The 15,865-nt window shown below is 46.5% G+C and carries 16 protein-coding genes, 1 tRNA gene and 1 pseudogene; 7 read left to right on the top strand and 11 right to left on the bottom strand.

All coding sequences use genetic code 11. The annotated features are described in order from the left end of the window. Nucleotides 1-93: 93 nt before the first annotated feature. The 3 genes from QUB61_RS33020 to QUB61_RS33030 all read left to right on the top strand — a co-directional run bounded on the left by QUB61_RS33020 (nucleotide 94) and on the right by QUB61_RS33030 (nucleotide 3,065). Complete coding sequence (locus tag QUB61_RS33020) at nucleotides 94-1,428, top strand: cytosine deaminase (RefSeq protein WP_333134703.1); 1,335 nt, start codon at nucleotides 94-96, stop codon at nucleotides 1,426-1,428. Between the two features lie 356 nt (nucleotides 1,429-1,784). Beyond that, nucleotides 1,785-2,459 (top strand): 7-cyano-7-deazaguanine synthase QueC, encoded by a 675-nt coding sequence (queC, locus tag QUB61_RS33025; RefSeq protein ID WP_333134701.1) that lies wholly within the window; start codon nucleotides 1,785-1,787, stop codon nucleotides 2,457-2,459. Nucleotides 2,460-2,624: 165 nt separating this feature from the next. Then, a complete protein-coding gene (locus QUB61_RS33030) occupies nucleotides 2,625-3,065 on the top strand; it encodes a GGDEF domain-containing protein (protein ID WP_333134699.1) in 441 nt (146 codons plus the stop codon). 378 nt (nucleotides 3,066-3,443) lie between these two features. Here QUB61_RS33030 and QUB61_RS33035 read toward each other — a convergent pair whose 3' ends face one another. Both QUB61_RS33035 and QUB61_RS33040 read right to left on the bottom strand, forming a co-directional pair. Beyond that, nucleotides 3,444-4,922: a hemolysin family protein gene (locus tag QUB61_RS33035; RefSeq protein ID WP_333134697.1), complete on the bottom strand. Its 1,479-nt coding sequence runs from the start codon at nucleotides 4,920-4,922 to the stop codon at nucleotides 3,444-3,446. Nucleotides 4,923-4,990: 68 nt separating this feature from the next. After that, nucleotides 4,991-5,683, bottom strand: a complete 693-nt coding sequence (locus QUB61_RS33040; RefSeq protein ID WP_333134695.1) for a hypothetical protein — start codon at nucleotides 5,681-5,683, stop codon at nucleotides 4,991-4,993. Between the two features lie 185 nt (nucleotides 5,684-5,868). On the opposite strand from QUB61_RS33040, the gene QUB61_RS33045 reads away from it, so the two are divergent. Then, nucleotides 5,869-5,941: transfer RNA gene (locus tag QUB61_RS33045), tRNA-Ile, on the top strand. A gap of 51 nt (nucleotides 5,942-5,992) precedes the next feature. Here the strand turns inward: QUB61_RS33045 and QUB61_RS33050 are convergent. The 9 genes and pseudogenes from QUB61_RS33050 to QUB61_RS33080 all read right to left on the bottom strand — a co-directional run bounded on the left by QUB61_RS33050 (nucleotide 5,993) and on the right by QUB61_RS33080 (nucleotide 10,664). After that, a complete protein-coding gene (locus QUB61_RS33050) occupies nucleotides 5,993-6,286 on the bottom strand; it encodes a zinc ribbon domain-containing protein (RefSeq protein ID WP_333134693.1) in 294 nt (97 codons plus the stop codon). Beyond that, a pseudogene (locus QUB61_RS40220) lies at nucleotides 6,286-6,558 on the bottom strand (RNA-guided endonuclease TnpB family protein); the annotation flags it as partial. The gene QUB61_RS33050 and the pseudogene QUB61_RS40220, both read right to left, overlap by 1 nt. Then, a complete protein-coding gene (locus tag QUB61_RS33055) occupies nucleotides 6,446-6,778 on the bottom strand; it encodes a transposase (protein WP_333134691.1) in 333 nt (110 codons plus the stop codon). The gene QUB61_RS33055 and the pseudogene QUB61_RS40220, both read right to left, overlap by 113 nt. Continuing rightward, a complete protein-coding gene (locus tag QUB61_RS33060) occupies nucleotides 6,771-7,268 on the bottom strand; it encodes a helix-turn-helix domain-containing protein (RefSeq protein WP_333134689.1) in 498 nt (165 codons plus the stop codon). Before QUB61_RS33060 ends, QUB61_RS33055 begins: the two co-directional genes overlap by 8 nt. A 366-nt stretch (nucleotides 7,269-7,634) precedes the next feature. Then, the gene (pyrR, locus tag QUB61_RS33065) at nucleotides 7,635-8,168 is read right to left on the bottom strand and encodes a bifunctional pyr operon transcriptional regulator/uracil phosphoribosyltransferase PyrR (RefSeq protein ID WP_333134687.1); all 534 of its coding nucleotides are present in this window, start codon (nucleotides 8,166-8,168) and stop codon (nucleotides 7,635-7,637) included. Between the two features lie 270 nt (nucleotides 8,169-8,438). Continuing rightward, nucleotides 8,439-9,518 carry an adenosylcobinamide-phosphate synthase CbiB gene (gene cbiB, locus QUB61_RS33070; RefSeq protein ID WP_333134705.1) on the bottom strand — a complete coding sequence of 360 codons (1,080 nt, stop codon included), beginning with the start codon at nucleotides 9,516-9,518 and terminating at the stop codon, nucleotides 8,439-8,441. Nucleotides 9,519-9,780: 262 nt separating this feature from the next. Next, a complete protein-coding gene (locus tag QUB61_RS40225) occupies nucleotides 9,781-10,005 on the bottom strand; it encodes a GFA family protein (RefSeq protein WP_445300311.1) in 225 nt (74 codons plus the stop codon). After that, nucleotides 9,986-10,183: a hypothetical protein gene (locus tag QUB61_RS40230; protein ID WP_445300310.1), complete on the bottom strand. Its 198-nt coding sequence runs from the start codon at nucleotides 10,181-10,183 to the stop codon at nucleotides 9,986-9,988. Before QUB61_RS40230 ends, QUB61_RS40225 begins: the two co-directional genes overlap by 20 nt. Before the next feature lie 37 nt (nucleotides 10,184-10,220). Beyond that, on the bottom strand, nucleotides 10,221-10,664 hold the full coding sequence (locus QUB61_RS33080) for an Rrf2 family transcriptional regulator (RefSeq protein ID WP_006635345.1): 444 nt from the start codon (nucleotides 10,662-10,664) through the stop codon (nucleotides 10,221-10,223). 266 nt (nucleotides 10,665-10,930) lie between these two features. Here QUB61_RS33080 and QUB61_RS33085 point away from each other — a divergent pair, with 266 nt between their 5' ends. The 3 genes from QUB61_RS33085 to QUB61_RS33095 all read left to right on the top strand — a co-directional run bounded on the left by QUB61_RS33085 (nucleotide 10,931) and on the right by QUB61_RS33095 (nucleotide 15,690). After that, nucleotides 10,931-11,320, top strand: a complete 390-nt coding sequence (locus tag QUB61_RS33085; RefSeq protein ID WP_332957854.1) for an AbrB family transcriptional regulator — start codon at nucleotides 10,931-10,933, stop codon at nucleotides 11,318-11,320. Between the two features lie 108 nt (nucleotides 11,321-11,428). Then, complete coding sequence (locus tag QUB61_RS33090) at nucleotides 11,429-11,692, top strand: hypothetical protein (protein ID WP_333134685.1); 264 nt, start codon at nucleotides 11,429-11,431, stop codon at nucleotides 11,690-11,692. A 308-nt stretch (nucleotides 11,693-12,000) separates the two neighbouring features. Continuing rightward, on the top strand, nucleotides 12,001-15,690 hold the full coding sequence (locus tag QUB61_RS33095) for a PAS domain S-box protein (protein WP_333134683.1): 3,690 nt from the start codon (nucleotides 12,001-12,003) through the stop codon (nucleotides 15,688-15,690). Nucleotides 15,691-15,865: the final 175 nt, after the last annotated feature.

Here is a 15,865-nt window from a genome sequence, read left to right on the forward strand (position 1 = left end):
CTTTATATTCTACCATGCTGTGCCTAGATTGTGAACCTTCTTTTTTGCTGTTACCCCGATTTATTGAGCGGATACGATTAACTCATAAATTGAATGTTGCCAAGTACATCTAATTATTTGCTAAAAAATGCTGCCGTCCCTGTGTCTCTCTCTGAGACGCAATCGATCGCACTTCACCCCAATCGGGCCTCCGTCAGACACACTGGCGAAGGTGTGTGTTTGGTGGATGTGGAAATTGCAGCGGGTACGATCGCCCAAATTATCCCAGCAGGTACAAAACCTGTATCCTCCTATGGAGATATCCCAGTTGTAGATTTGCAGGGCGGCTTAGTTTGGCCTTGTTTTGTGGATATGCACACTCATTTAGACAAAGGCCACATTTGGGAACGATCGCCCAATCCCGATGGAACTTTTGGCAGCGCGATCGAAGCAGTGCAGGCTGACGCTCAAAAAAACTGGAATGCAGACGATGTTTACCGGCGAATGGAGTTCGGACTAAAGTGCAGCTACGCCCACGGAACCAAGGCTATCCGCACTCACATCGACAGCGCGGGCGAACAGGGAACCGTTAGTTTAGAAGTATTTGAAGCGCTGCAAGCCGGATGGGGCGATCGGCTGATCTTGCAAGCAGTTTCCCTGGTTTCCCTCGACTATTTCCTGACACCTGCAGGCGAAAAATTAGCCGATCGCATAGCCCAAATGGGCGGCATTCTCGGCGGATTTGCCTATATGAATCCCGACTTAGACAAACAACTCGATCGAGTATTTGCCTTAGCCCAAGAACGAAATTTAAACCTCGACTTCCACACCGACGAAAACGACGATCCAGATTCAGTAACACTGCAACAAGTAGCAAAAACCGCCATCAGCCATCAATTTTCCGGTCAAATCATCTGCGGCCACTGCTGTAGTTTAGCCGTACAACCGCCAGACTTAGTAACAGAAACCCTCGCTTTAGTCAAGGCAGCAAATATTGGCATTGTCAGCTTGCCGATGTGCAACCTTTACCTGCAAGATCGACAATCTCAGGCTACACCGCGCTGGCGGGGAGTGACCCTACTGCACGAACTCAAAGCAGCCGGAATTCGGGTTGCAGTTGCTAGCGACAATTGCCGCGATCCGTTTTACGGATTTGGCGATCACGACGTTATGGAAGTCTTTAATATGGCAGTCCGCATCGCCCATTTAGATAGGCCTTGGGGGGATTGGCCCTGTGCAGTGACAAAGACTCCAGCCGATTTAATGGGATTGCCGAATTTAGGACGAATTGCAGTTGGTTTACCAGCAGATTTGATTTTGTTTAAAGCGCGGAATTTCAGCGAATTGTTATCTAGATCGCAAGGCGATCGCGCAGTTTTGCGACAGGGTAGAGAAATTGATACAACTTTGCCCGATTACCGCGAACTAGACGACTTGTTACGAATTTAAATCTGACATCCTGCACCAATCTCAAGAACAGATCCGAAAGTCTGTTCCACAAAATTTTCTTACTCGTTACTAGGCTCTGCCTGGTAACGTATATCCGGAGGCTCTGCCTCCAATTTACTCGATCGCAATGCGAGGCAGAGCCTCCAGATATCGGTTCCGAGGCAGAGCCTAGGAACCAGTTAAACGCGCACTATAGATTATCACCTAAGCTCCCTTCTCTTTTCTTCCTTCGCGTACTTCGCGTCTTCGCGGTTCGTTCAATTTTTTTTTTCAACAAGCATTTAGCATTGCTATCTTGTGAATTTGCAACTAATTTGATATAAATATAAAAGCTAATTCAATCGAGGATGTTTTAAGTGAAAGCAGTTATTTTATTGTCGGGAGGGCTGGATTCCTCAACTGTTTTGTATCAAGCCAAAGCCGACGGCTGCGAGTGTTACGCTATTTCCTTTGACTACAAGCAAAGACATCGGCGGGAGTTGGAATCAGCGCGGGCGATCGCACTTTCGGCCGGTATTAAGGCACATCAGATCGTAAACTTTGACCTCACACTGTGGGGCGGTTCGGCTTTGACGGATAATCAGATGGAATTGCCGATCGATCGCACTCTCGCAGAAATGTCTCAAAACATCCCCATTACCTACGTTCCAGCTAGAAATACGATCTTTCTCAGTTTTGCCCTCGCCTACGCCGAAACTCTAGAAGCTCAGCGAATTTACATCGGCGTCAACGCTTTAGATTATTCCGGCTATCCCGACTGTCGCCTCGATTATATCCAAGCCATGCAGGAAGTATTTCGGTTAGGAACAAAGCAGGGAAGGGAAGGAGAAGCGATTAATATTGTAACACCTTTGATCGAACTTAAAAAAACAGAAATTATTCAATTGGGCAACAAGTTAGGAGTGCCTTGGGAACAAACTTGGTCTTGCTATGCAGGCGGCGAAACGGCGTGCGGCCTTTGCGATTCTTGTCGGCTGCGGCTGGCTGCTTTTGAGGAATTGGGCTTGAAAGATCCGGTGCCTTATGCTTAAATATAACTTACGCATGGGTGGTCAGAAACCTGGTTTTTTCGAGTCTCTTGGCTTCCGCCCGCCGAAACGGTAAAAAACCCGGTTTCTAAGCATCGCAGTGCATCCAGCTAGAATTAATTGAGACTTGGTATAGGAATTGTTTGATTTTAAAATGAGAATTTATATATGAATTATTCCGATTTGGCTAGCCTTACTGGATTGGGTAATACCAGATTGATGCAAGCTCGCTTTGCTCAATGTGTTGGCGAGCAAACTGAATTTGGGATAATCTTGATAGATATAGATGGATTTATATATTTTAACGATCGCTATGGTCATAATGAAGGCGATGAAAAGCTGAAACAGATTGCTAAATTGATTTGCCAAAATTTACCGGATGGTATTGATGTCTTTAGAGCTGGTGGAGAGGAATTTATGATTATTATAATTAACTTGAAGATGGCAGAAGTTGTCTTACTAGCAATGCGAATTTGTAAAGCAGTTAATCAGAATTTTTCTCATCTTCCTCCATTGCGACGATTTTTTTGTATGAGGGATAACAGTTATGTAGAAGTTTATTTTCCCTTGACAGTATCTTGTGGGGTAGCTTTCTATCCGAAGGTGTAGATTATTCCACTCTGTATCGGTCAGCAGAGAAAGCAGCAATAAGAGGCGGCAAACGCTTATATGGTGGTGTTGTGGGTGTAGCGATGAATTTATACAGTTCTTGTTTTTTGCCTCCGACGCAGAACAAAACTAACGATTCCCAAATCTAACAAAATCGAGAATAATCGACTTAAACAGTTCGCAGATATTTCCTTGACTTCTTGCTTGAGGAAATACAGCCGTTTGGGGATACTAATTTCGCTATTACCAACCGACATTACCAAAAAGACTTGAGAATTGGCAAGCGTGTTAATTTACGGTTACAATGCTCAACCTTAGATAATTTAGTACGCAGCGACTTCGAGCGAGTAGATTATGTAGGTATTAGCTAAAGTATTCTCAAGTAGAAAATTTCGCCACACCTCTCAATCCGCTATTCTTTCGATTTTTTCCCACAACTTCCCCATCCGCTGCTGCAACTTTACTCAAAGCTCGATCGCCCGCCGCCTCTGACAGCAAATGGATTTGAATTTGATCCAACCGCGGCCCGCACACAGAAACAACCGTAAGTTCCACATTTTCGCCGCCCCAAACTTCCCCAACAGCCGGCATTCTTTGCAACTGATAGCTCAGAAAACCTCCGACGGTCTGATATTCGTCACTTACTGGCAAATCCAAATTCAATATTTGATTCACATCATCTACATTTAACTGCGCTTGCACTAAAAAAGTGCGATCGTCCAATACTTGCAAAGCAATTTCTTTACTGTCGGACGACTCGTAGCTGCGGCCGATAATTTCCGCAATCAAATCCCTCAGCGTCACTAAACCGGAAATGCCGCCAAATTCATCAACTACGATCGCAATTTCTTCCGACGAACTCTGCATCAAAGGCAGCAGTTCCCCCAGCAGCATCATCTCCGGCACAAACCTCACCGAACGCATCCAAGTTACAATTGGCGTGTCGGGAGATAGCAAACCTTGAGCTAGGGGTTTGGCAAGTTGTTTGAAGTCAATAATGCCGATAATGTCGTCTAAAGAATCTCCCGTCACGGGATAGCGGGAATGGTGGGAAATGGCCATTTCCTCGAGCAAAGTTTGAAAGGTGGCCGTCTTGGGAAGTGCGACAATGCTAGGCCTCGGCACCATTACTTCTTCTACCCAAACTTCGCCAAATTCAAACACGTTGTTGAGCAATTCTCGCTTTTCTGCTTCCAAGCCGCTTGATTCGCTGGAAGTAGCTATAATTAATTGCAGTTCTTCGGGAGTAACCGGCCGGTGCCTTAGGTCGTGTTCGATGCCCGCAAACCGCAACAGCGATCGAGTTGATTGATTGAGCAACGAAACAAAGGGATTGAACAAACGGGAGATCAATAAACTCGGAGGCCCTAAAGTTCTCGCTAGCTGTTCGGAATACAGTAACGCTACAGATTTGGGAAAGAGTTCGCCGAGTACGATTTGCAAGTAAGCTAGCAAGAAAAAAGTTACTATTGATAGGCTAAAAGAATGGGCGATCCCAGACTTGATGTAAGTTGGCAGCGGCAAATAGCCGATCGCAAATTGGACTAGCACGGCAATCGTATCTTCTCCAATCCAGCCGAGAGCTACACTAGAAAGAGTGATTCCCAACTGCATTGTCGAGAGCAATCGCTCGATACTTTGCTGCAAAGATTGCACAGTTTGAGCTGCCACGTCGCCGCCATCCACTAACTGATTGATGCGCGATCGGCGTACCGTCACCATCGAAAACTCAGCCGCCACAAAAAAAGCATTAATCGCAATCAGCAACAGCACTGACAGCAACCGCGACAGCACCTCTGTCAAAGTCATCGCGGGTAAATCAGATATCTCCTGCACTCTCGCCCCTAAAAGTGACACAATGCTCCCTACAACAACTTTCTCGATCGAACCTGAGAATCCGTCTGGAGGTTTTGTCTCCTTTTATCTTACTTCGCCACTGGAATGCCAGATATTTGCAGCTGCAGTTTTTGACCTGGATAATCTGTCAGCGTCAGCGAAACTTCTTTAGCATTTTCCAGCAAAGCTGTGGGAATACTCACCGTACCGTAAAACACCTGCCCGTTGGGGGGGAGTTCCGCCGGCAAATCTTCGGCACTCGCGCTCAGGGCCCGGCCGCGATCGTCGGTAACGTTCAAGAAACTGTAGAGAAACCTCACAGGTTGGGAGCCTTCATTTTTCATGCTCACGTCTAGCAGCATGGAATTGCTGCGCTGACTGGCCGCGCTCACTTCCAAGGTTATTCCCCCGTCGCGACTGTTGAGGGGAAACTTGGCGCTGGCATTTGGCGCCACCGGTTTTTTGGCCGTGGCTGATTTAGAGCTTGCCTTGTCTGCTTTAGTATTTGCCCCGGCCGTTGTTTTGTCTGGATCGCGACCTTCTACCCGCGCTTTGACGGTTGTGAGAATGTCTTTTTCTTTCAAAATGCTCACTTGGTCTTTGCTAGCCTGAGTTCCCTGCTTGCCGCTGCCAGCATTGTTGCTGGGGCGAATATCGGGTTGAGTCGTTCCTTTCAAGGCTTCGCGACCTATAGTAAATCCCCAAACAGAACTCGTCACGCCTGCTCCAAACATCAGAGCGAGCAGAATTAGAGTCAGCACTACCGTCGAATTCACTGCCATTGCCTATAAGTTTATGCCGAGTCATAGAAACTGCTTTGTCGGGTCGATCGGCTCGCCGTCTAGTGGCTAACAGGCGATCGGAACTCAGCAGATCTAAAGATTTTGATTTTTGTTCTCTAGTTCTAGCACGGACTGAGAAATTATGTTATCATTCATTCTTAGTTAGATCGAACAAATCGATTTAACGGCAGTTGGCCGAGCGGTTTAGGCAGCGAACTCATAATTCGCCCCAGGCAGGTTCAACTCCTGCACTGCCGATGTGACATTCTCCCACACCAAATCAAAGATTATGGTATGGGCTTCCCAACATCACTGCTGGGTTTTCCTAGTTTTTCCCTTGCGGGATTTCGCCTCTGACCTTGACTGACTTTCGTCAATCCCCGGCAGACCGACTGCATAGGCATTTTCTATTCCGCAAAGTCCTTGCGTACTAATGAGTTCTAAACCACGCAACCTAATAACTTCGGATGCTGCGTGATCTCTATCGGTTTGATATCCGCACTCACCACATTTATGAACTCGTTCGGAAAGCTCTTTTTTACCCGTATGCGTGTTGCACTCGACGGGCAAGTTTGAGACGTTCCATCTGGATTGACGCGACAAAAATAGATTTGATGCTTCTTGGCGACCCACTCCAACCGATTGAGAAATTGACCAAAAGCAGCATCCAAGGTATGTTTTCTCAACATCCCCCTGGACATCGCTTTCAAGTTCAAGTCCTCAACAAAGACCATCCCAATACCTTCCTTGGTACACAGATGGTTAGCCAGTTTGAATTGCCAATCCTTCCGAACTAGCGCTGCGGTGGTTGTGGAATCTGGCAACCTTGATTCGAGCTTTCTCACGGTTCTTAGAACCCTTTTTCGTTCTGGCATACTTACGTTGCAGCAATTCCAGCTTGCGGTACAAAGATGTCAAGAATCGGGGTCTAGCAATAAACTCTTTATCCGAGGTTGTCAAAAACTTGGACAGTCCCAAATCGATACCCAGCGCATCGACCTGGGGTTGAGCGTCAGGTATCGACATATCAGACTCAATTGTCACGACAACTTCCCATCTATCAGCTTTTCTCAAAACCCATGCTTGCTTAACCACAAACCCCTCTGGGATAGGTCGATGCAAGTTGATAGGCATCTTCCCAAGTTTGGGCAAGCTTATCTGCCATCCCGTAATAGGATTGGTTTTGAATTGAGGAAACAGCATGGACTTGATTTGTCCAAACTTCTTGAAGCGAGGAAAGCTTGCGCCCCCGCGACTGAAAATAATTCCAAGCATCATGCAATCTACGAATAGTAGTTTGCAGAACTTGAGAAGGGGCTTCGCCCAACAACGGGAACTTTTTCTTCGCTTTGGGAAGTTCGTTCTGTTGAGCGTAATAGGTAGGGAATGGCTTGTCGGCTGGAATTATGTATTCTCTCTCCAGCGAACAATAGTCCAAACTACATTTACGCGAATTGACCCAATCTTTGATTTCTCGCAAAGCGTAGTTATAAACCTTGCGAGAAATTTCCAACCAATGAAGCATCGTTTCTTCTTGGCTGGCGTCGGGATAAATTCGGTAGCAGTAGTTCACGATCAGAGTCATGCAATCTAGTCTAACACAGAATTGCCAATCTATAAATCTATACCTGCTACCGATTTTACGCCTGATTGACCGGATCGAATCGGTGTGGGGGTGTCCATGTATCCCAACACCAAATCAAAGATTATGGTGTGGGACTTATTGCTCCCCCAGACCCCCTCGAATAGTTAAAATAAATCAGGACGCTCCGCGCGCTGGCTAGAAACCTGGTTTCTACGAAAATTTTGCGACCAGTAACAAAAAATATACGAAGAAACCGGGTTTCTGAGGTCGCAAGTGCGATCGCGAACTAGACACTTGGTCGATCGACTCGCTCCTGAGATCGCACTACACTCCAAAAATGATTATTCCGATCGTCGGTCAACGATCTCAACCCTTAATTAACTCCACTCCGTCGCGCCCGTCGAGCTCTTGAACGTAAACCTTAACTTGTTCTTCCTTTGCAGTCGGCAACTTTTTACCCGTAAAATCCGGCTGAATCGGTACTTCTCGGTGGCCGCGATCGACTAATACCGCCAACCAAATTTTCTCCGGCCGCCCGTAATCGTTTACCGCATTCAAAGCCGCTCGAATCGTTCTGCCTTTATATATAACGTCATCTACCAACACCACGGTTTTGCCCGTCAAATCGAAAGGAATTTCTGTTTTAGCCGGTGTCCGCATCGCAACTCGATCCAAGTCATCTCGGTAAAACGTAATATCCAAAGCGCCCACGCCTACTTTGACTTGTTCGAGGACTCCAATTTGATCTGCCAACATTTGAGCTAAAGGCACTCCTCTACTATGAATCCCCAACAGCACTAACTCCGAGGGGTGCCCTGATTTTTCGACAATCTGGGAAGCGACGCGGGTGAGAGTGCGCCTCACTTCATCCGGCGATAAAATTTCGATAATTTTAGTCATTGCTTGCTGCGAGCTAATTGTTGGCTGTTGGCGGATCGAACAATTTTAGATTTTAGATTTTAGATTTTTGATTGACTTGACAGATGAATCTGGGGGTTTGAACTAAGGTCAAAACTTTTTTTTGCTTCTGTCGGTGGCTGATATCTCTCGAATGCTGGAGTTACTCTGAACGGATGAAAAGCAGATGCCCAGATTGCAATGCGGCAGAGCGCGAACAATGACAGAAATACGTTATTTATGCCTCCTGGACTGTTCGGGTGAGGTCATCAGTTAGCGACTCAAACATAATAAGGTATAAAAAAGCAATGATAGTCCCAACCAAATCAGAAAGCAATACCGAGTTAATTGCAATGCTTGGCAAATTTGCTCTTGTGCGATGGGGTGAATCGGCTCGCCTAACAGCGGTTTGTGTTTGAGAACTCCACGATAGGAATTTGTACCTCCTAGTTGCACTCCCAAGATGGCGGCGTAGGCGCATTCGCTCCAACCGGAATTGGGACTGGCATCTTTAACAGCATCTCTCTGACAAATCTGCCAAATGTAAATCGGTTTGCCAGATATAAGCGCTAAAGTAATCACTGTTAACCGACAAGGAATCCACGTCAGCACGTCTTCGAGTTTGGCGCTAAACCATCCTAAATCAGTGTATGGCGCTTCTTTGTAGCCGACAGTAGAATCTAATGTGCTGGCTGCTTTGTAAGCGATCGCCAAGGGGACGATCGCACTTGCCCACATCGAGTTAGGATCGATCTGGCGATCGGTAACACTTAATAATAGATGCGGCCCAGCGATCCCAACTAAGGCATAAAATAGCGGTGCTGTCACACCATCGACTGCATTCTCTGTTACAGTTTCTAACAATGCTCGCAGAATTTCTGGCTCAGATAAGTTTTCGGTATCCCGACCGACGTAAAGGCTCAACCGTTCTCGCGCCTTGACTACATCTCCAACATTTAAAGGTGCTAGCACGTCTACCGCAGCCGCCCTCAAACTGCGACCGGCAAAACAGCTTGCCAGCAAAATGGTTTGTAGGGCTATACCTAAAACAGGATGCACCCAACTAGCAGCTTGGACGATCGACCAACTGACAGTATAACTGCCTAGAATCAGCCCGATCGCTAGTATTGTACCAGCACATCGTAGCAGCAGTTTGTGCCGGGATCCAGCGGGACGATCGCCCGCAGGAGGCATTTTCCCTGGGGGATTATTCCATATATTAAAGACAAATCGAGTATAGCGGTCGATCGCCCAACCCATCGCCTGCACTGGATGCGGCCAACCCCAAGGATCGCCGATCGAATAATCTAATACCGCAGCTAAAATCAAAACAGCAAATTCATCCGGCATCATTATATATTGTGTCAAACTTGATAGTCCGTCAATCGATTTTAGATTTTAGATTTTAGATTTTAGATTTTAGAATTGAAGAAAGCGACCCCACCGATCGATCCGGGGGCTTGCTCGCGGGAGCGAGGAGCTTTTTTCTCGCTCCACGGATGAATCCGGGGGCCCGAACCATCTTCCTTGATTGTCAGAGCAGGAGCGCTCGCAATGGTAGCGCAGGTTTTAACTACTCCTACCCTTGCGGACGCAAGATTTTTGAGCTGCAATTTTAACTGCTGAGATTACTTTCGTCGCGGAGCAAGTGTACGTTCTGCTCCCAATTAACACCGTCAAAGGGTAGGATCTGAAAGTGTTCGATGGCATAGTCGTCAAGACAGCGGACGTTGACATCGAAATGCTCGGGATGCGATCGGGGGCGATAGAACGAGTGAATGCCGCAAATTCGGCAGAAAGTATGTTGAGCAGTTCCTGTATTAAATGTATAGGTTGTCAAAACATCTTCGCCACGCTTGCAAGGTAAAACGTTCCGGCGGCACAATGAGGTGCAAAAATCCTTTCTTTTTACATATAGAGCAGTTGCAATCAGATGCTTCGTGTTTGTCAACGGCGACAGGGAAGCCGACAGCACCGCAGCGTGTGCCGCCAAAGTAGGTAACAAGTGTTGCGTCCATATGTGCTTGCTGCCGATCGAATGAATGAACTTACCATTTAAATGATAAAGCTAGTTTCTTCCCCAAGAGCCGCTTGCCAACTGCGGACATCATAGTATAAGTCTTCGAGGGAAATACTGTACAGCGCTTCGGCAAGTTTTTTGTGCAATCGGTTCCACAAACTGAATGTTACCCAGTCCTCTGCTTGCGTCGCGTCGGGAAAATGTCGAGGTAAAGGTTCAATAGTTTCACCTACAGCCTCTAAGATTTGTCCTAAAGAGATTTGAGCGGGCTGGCGGGCCAATTGATATCCTCCTTGGGAGCCCCGAACAGATTGGACTAAACCGGCTCGTCGCATTTCAATCAGCAATTTTTCTAGATACGGAGCCGGTAACTCCTGTCGCTTCGCTATCGATTTCACCGATGTCGGGCCAAAGCGAGGTTGCAAACTTAGATCCAGTAGTGCTTTGACACTGTAGTGTCCGCGTGTGGTTAACTTCATGGGATTTTAAGAGCGGGGCAAATATTCAGCTAGCTGATAGCTGATAGCTTATGCTACCGAGTTTAGAGATTGCTCGCCGAAGCTGCAGCTACTCCTCAAGAAAGACTGCACTTTGTTAAAAATATTTAGATAATAGTGGTTAACAATTGAGCCGATCGGTGTAATATAGTTTTACGACCAGCTATAAAGCTAAAGTTTCTTGGCCTGCGCCAAAAACCAACCGAGAAAAAATCCGTACACCAGTTGAATATTTCAGGACTCAGTAAATGGCTAAAAAGAAAAATATCGAACCCCTTGAAGGCGAAGGTCTGATCAAAAAGGTTAAAGACCTAGAGAACCTTACCAAGGAAGAAAAAGCTAGAGCCTGTGGCTACTACACCGTTACCAAGAACGGCGTTGAACGGGTCAACATGATGAAATTCCTGAATGCGCTGATTGATGCAGAAGGCATTCAGCTAGACGGGAAGCAAAACGGCAACGGACGCGGCGGACGCTCAGCCAGCTATCGGATTAGCGTTCAATCTAACGGCAACTTACTGATTGGAGCCGCCTACACCAAACAAATGGAACTCCAGCCGGGAGATGAATTTGAAATCTCTCTGGGACGCAAGCACATTCACCTGCGCCAAATCGATCGAGAAGAAGAAGAATCCTAGGCCTTTACGACTTGCTTTGACTTCTTGCTTGAACAGGTTGGTTTGACTTCAAGCATTGACGGAAAGCACAGAGTTGGCTCTTTCATCATTCTGTGAGCCTAAAACAGTATGGCTTCTATAGATGGCAATGGCTCGACAAAAGCCACTGCCACCGCTTTATATTTTCCGAGAAAACCTATTCTCGCCCCTCGCTATATCCGTTTGGAGAAGCGGGGGATTTTCCGCGTAGCTATTGAAGAGAAGTTCGGCCAGGGATGGTGTAGCGGATTTAAGGGATGTAACGCATGGATGTTCGGCAACGGATTGTATAGCGCATTGAACGGATGGATTTTGAGTTTCGATGGTCGAGGTTCCAGGCAAGAAGCAGCTTAGGTTGAGCGAAGAAACCGAACAAAGCAAGAAAATGGCCCAGGTATTCTGGGCCCAGAGTGCGTAATACCAGTTTAAAAAAAAGAATGTAACTGTCGGCAAACTCCAAAGCACGAGCTTCCTCATTCATTCCCAATTATTTAATCTTTAATCTAAAATCTTTAATCTAAAATTGTATAATTCTCGTGCTTGCTCCTGATTGGTGTGTGTGTGGGACGTATTTTGACGGCAAGCCAACAGCCTCGATCGCCCGCAAGGGAAATTACAGGCTCCAACAGTTAAAGTGTTAGGGAGCAATTAGTCACCAGCCTATGCCGTTGCCCCGATTCGCGAGCAAAACTTCTCAACAGCAAATAAAAATCCCCCTGCGTCACGTTCTAGTGGCCTCTTTTGTGCTGCAAATCGTCGCAGCAGTTGGGATTGTCGGGTATCTGTCCTTTCGCAACGGAGAAAGAGCAGTCCAAGAGCTCGCCCAGAAATTGATCGCGGAGACGGGGAAGAGAGTTGAAGAAAAGCTGACTTCTTTTCTCGAACCTACCCACTGGGTAAATCAACTTAATGCTGAAGCGATCGACCGTGCTGAATTAAACTTACAGTTAGAAAGACCCCAGCCTCGGGGAGAGAAGTTCCTCTGGCAGCAAATGCGATCGTTTAAAAGCATTGAGTGGATTTCCCTCGGTGCTGAAAAATCCGGAGAATTTCTCGGCATTTGGCGCAACCCGAGCGACAACAGCTTGCAAATTGTCGCAGCCTCGAAGTCTAGCAACTTTCACAACACTTACTACGCTACAGACGGCAGAGGCACTCGCACCGCTAAATTAAAGGCACAACCGACAACCTACGATGCCCGCCGACGGCCCTGGTACAAAGAAGCTGTCGCAGCTAACAAACCGATTTGGACGAGCATTTATCCGGGTGTTACTCCCGGGACTGTTTTTATTGCTGCCAGCCAACCGATTCGCGATCGAAATGGTAAATTGCTGGGAGTTAGTGCCGTAAACTTTTCGCTCTCGGAGCTTGAGCAATATCTCGATGGCATCAAGCTTAGCAAAACCGGACAAATTTTCGCGATCGAACGATCGGGCTTGCTGGTTGCCAGTTCGAGTCAAGAATCACCCTTTAGAAAGATGTCCCCAAAGCAGCAACTGCAGCGGCTGAATGTTTTAGACAGCCAAACACCTGTCATTCGCACCGCAGCCGAGTATTTGTACGAACACTTCGGGGGCTTTGGTAACATTAAGCAGCGGCAGCAACTGAAATTTAAACGACACGGGCAGGAATATTTTGTCGAAGTGCTGCCGTTTTCTGATATTTACGGTTTGAACTGGCTGATTGCGATCGCAGTTCCCAAATCCGATTTTCTGGGGGAAATTAACAGAAATACCCAGACTACAATTTTACTTTGTTTGGTGGCGCTGCTGCTATCGACAATTGCCGGAGTGCTGACAGCTAGGTGGGTAACGCTGCCGCTGCGGCGACTTAACGAAGCAGCTAAAGATATCGCCGCCAGAGAGTTCGATCGCGCTGTTACTGTCAGTAGGCTTGATGAAGTCGGCGAATTAGCCGAGTCTTTCAACGAGATGGCAGCTCAACTGAAAAAGTCTTTTCAAGCTTTGGCAGAAAGTGAAGAAAAATTTGCCCAACTGGTAGAAAATTTGCCCGTTGGAGTCTCGGCGATGAATCCGGGCGGCGCAGTTATTTTCATGAATTCGGCGGGAGAGCAAATATTGGGTAGGGGAGAAATGCCCGATGCTACCGCACAAGAGCTACCACAAGCTTATCAAACTTATATAACAGGCACTAATCAACTGTACCCGGCCGAGCAAATGCCGTTTGTGCGGGCGTTGAGTGGCTTTGAGGTGATTGCTGAAGATATGGAAATTCGCCGAGACGGGAAAAATATTCGTTTGGAAGTGCGAGCGCTGCCGGTGTTTGACGGTGCGGGCAATATCCTTTATGTTCTTAATGTTTTTAAAGATATCACGGCTCGCAAACAGGCAGAGCAAATATTGGCTGACTACAACCGCACCCTCGAAATTGAAGTAGTCGATCGCACGATCGAGCTAGCCTCGATCAATGCCCGCTTGCAGGTCGAAATTGAGGAGCGCCAGCAAGCTGAAAAAATTATCCGTCAAGAGCGGGACTTTAACTTAAAGATTATCGAAAATTCTCCGATTTTTTTTGTGGCGATCGACTCGGAGGGTAAAATCCTGCGGGTGAATGACTCTATGCTGCAAGCTGTGGGCTATACTGCTGCTGAAGTTACGGGGAAAGATTACTTAGCTACATTTGTACCCCCAAGCGATCGAGCCGGATTGCATTCGATTTTTGAGCGCGTAACAGCGAGCGAGCAAACGGTTAACGAACATCCCGTTCTCACAAAGTGCGATTCCCTACGGGATAGCTGCGCTTCACGGACTTTGTTAGTCGAGTGGCACGGCACACCGGTGCTCGACGAAGATGGCCGCCTGGATTTCTTGTTTGGATTTGGGATTGATATTGGCGAGCGCAAACAAGCACAATTAGTCTTGCAAAAAAGCGAAGCTCTGTTTCACAAATTAGCGAACACTGTTCCGGGAGAACTTTACATATTCGTGCAGCATCCCGACGGCTCAGCCAATATGGAGTATATCAGTCCTCTGTGCCGAGAAATTCAAGAATTAGAGCCGGAGGAAATCCAGAACAACTCTGCTTTATTCTACGAACAAATGCACCCGGACGATCGCTCCAGTCACTTCGAGGCAATTGTCAAAAGTGCGACGGATCTCGAACCATTTTCCCACGAGTGGCGGATTGTGACACCATCGGGAAAACTCAAATGGCTGCAAGGTTATTCTCGACCAGAATTGCGCGAAAATGGAGATATTGTCTGGCACGGCATAATCATTGATACGAGCGATCGCAAACAAGCAGAACAAGAACTCCAACAAGCCAAAGAAGCCGCAGAAGCTGCCAACAAAACTAAAAGCATCTTTCTCGCCAACATGAGCCACGAATTGCGAACCCCCCTCAACGCCATTCTCGGCTTCGCTCAATTAATGGAACCCAGCGCTAATTTAAGTTTGGCGGAAAAAGAAAATATCCAAATTATTCGCCGCAGCGGAGAACACCTGCTCCAACTGATCAATCAAGTCTTAGACTTATCTAAAATTGAAGCTGGGCGCATGACACTCAACGCCAAAAGTTTTGACTTGTACTGCTTGCTCGGCGACGTGCAAAATATGTTCCAAATTCCCGCGCAAAATAAAGGATTGCAATTAATTATTGACTGCTCCTCCGATGTTCCCCAATACGTGCAAGCTGATGATGTTAAGTTGCGACAAGTGCTGATGAATCTATTAGATAATGCGCTTAAGTTTACCCAAACTGGTTCAGTTTCAGTCACAGTCAGGCACAATAAAAAAGGAATAACTAAGCCGAAAAAAGGCGAAATTTTTAAGGTTATTGAAAATCCTAAAGCGGTTTTTATTTCCTGGGAAATAGCCGATACAGGAGTTGGCATTTCCCCCGAAGAATTAGACAGCATATTTGAATTATTCGTGCAAAGTTCATCGGGTAAAAAAGTTCAAAAAGGTACGGGCTTAGGATTAAATATCAGCCGCGAGTTCATAAAATTAATGGGCGGCGACATTACCGTCGAGAGCGAAGTAGGAGGCGGCACAGTCTTCAAGTTTGACATTCAAGTTGTTACCGCAGCCGCCCCTGTTGAAATCATCAATAAATATCTTGAAGTCAATGATGTATCGGAGAGTTCAAGTATCGTAACAGAAAAAGTATCTGATAGTGCAGCAATATTTACGCTTGACTCGATGCCGAAAGTTCCCCCAGAATGGACGAACAATCTAAAACAAGCAGTCCGTGAGGCTGACTTCGACTTGATTGCTACAATAATTGAGCAAATTCGCAGCGAGAATGATGTTTTTGCCGAAGTTCTGATGAATTATCTATATAATTTTAATTATCAAGAAATACTCGATTTGATTGCTGAAATTGAGCTGTAGGGTGCCCATTGCGCATTTTACCCTATAAACTTGCTGTCGGGTGCGCAATGCGCACCTAATGACTGATATCGATTCCGGTTGCACCGTCCGCATTGTTGATTGTTGACTGTTGACTGTTGACTAATGACTAATGACTAATGACTAATGACTAATGACTAATGACTAATGACTAATG

The sequence above is a fragment of the Microcoleus sp. C2D2 genome (genome assembly GCF_036702495.1).
Taxonomy (GTDB): Bacteria; Cyanobacteriota; Cyanobacteriia; order Cyanobacteriales; family Microcoleaceae; genus Microcoleus.

Excerpts from the sequence above, each read along its gene's own strand:
- QUB61_RS33020 (WP_333134703.1), top strand. The coding sequence starts at position 94 with ATGTTGCCAAGTACATCTAATTATTTGCTAAAAAATGCTGCCGTCCCT.
- QUB61_RS33030 (WP_333134699.1), top strand. The coding sequence starts at position 2,625 with ATGAATTATTCCGATTTGGCTAGCCTTACTGGATTGGGTAATACCAGA.
- QUB61_RS33080 (WP_006635345.1), bottom strand. The coding sequence starts at position 10,664 with ATGAAGTTAACCACACGCGGACACTACAGTGTCAAAGCACTACTGGAT.
- QUB61_RS33090 (WP_333134685.1), top strand. The coding sequence starts at position 11,429 with ATGGCTTCTATAGATGGCAATGGCTCGACAAAAGCCACTGCCACCGCT.
- cbiB (WP_333134705.1), bottom strand. The coding sequence starts at position 9,518 with ATGATGCCGGATGAATTTGCTGTTTTGATTTTAGCTGCGGTATTAGAT.
- QUB61_RS33060 (WP_333134689.1), bottom strand. The coding sequence starts at position 7,268 with ATGACTCTGATCGTGAACTACTGCTACCGAATTTATCCCGACGCCAGC.
- QUB61_RS33040 (WP_333134695.1), bottom strand. The coding sequence starts at position 5,683 with ATGGCAGTGAATTCGACGGTAGTGCTGACTCTAATTCTGCTCGCTCTG.
- pyrR (WP_333134687.1), bottom strand. The coding sequence starts at position 8,168 with ATGACTAAAATTATCGAAATTTTATCGCCGGATGAAGTGAGGCGCACT.
- QUB61_RS33095 (WP_333134683.1), top strand. The coding sequence starts at position 12,001 with ATGCCGTTGCCCCGATTCGCGAGCAAAACTTCTCAACAGCAAATAAAA.
- QUB61_RS33085 (WP_332957854.1), top strand. The coding sequence starts at position 10,931 with ATGGCTAAAAAGAAAAATATCGAACCCCTTGAAGGCGAAGGTCTGATC.
- QUB61_RS40230 (WP_445300310.1), bottom strand. The coding sequence starts at position 10,183 with ATGGACGCAACACTTGTTACCTACTTTGGCGGCACACGCTGCGGTGCT.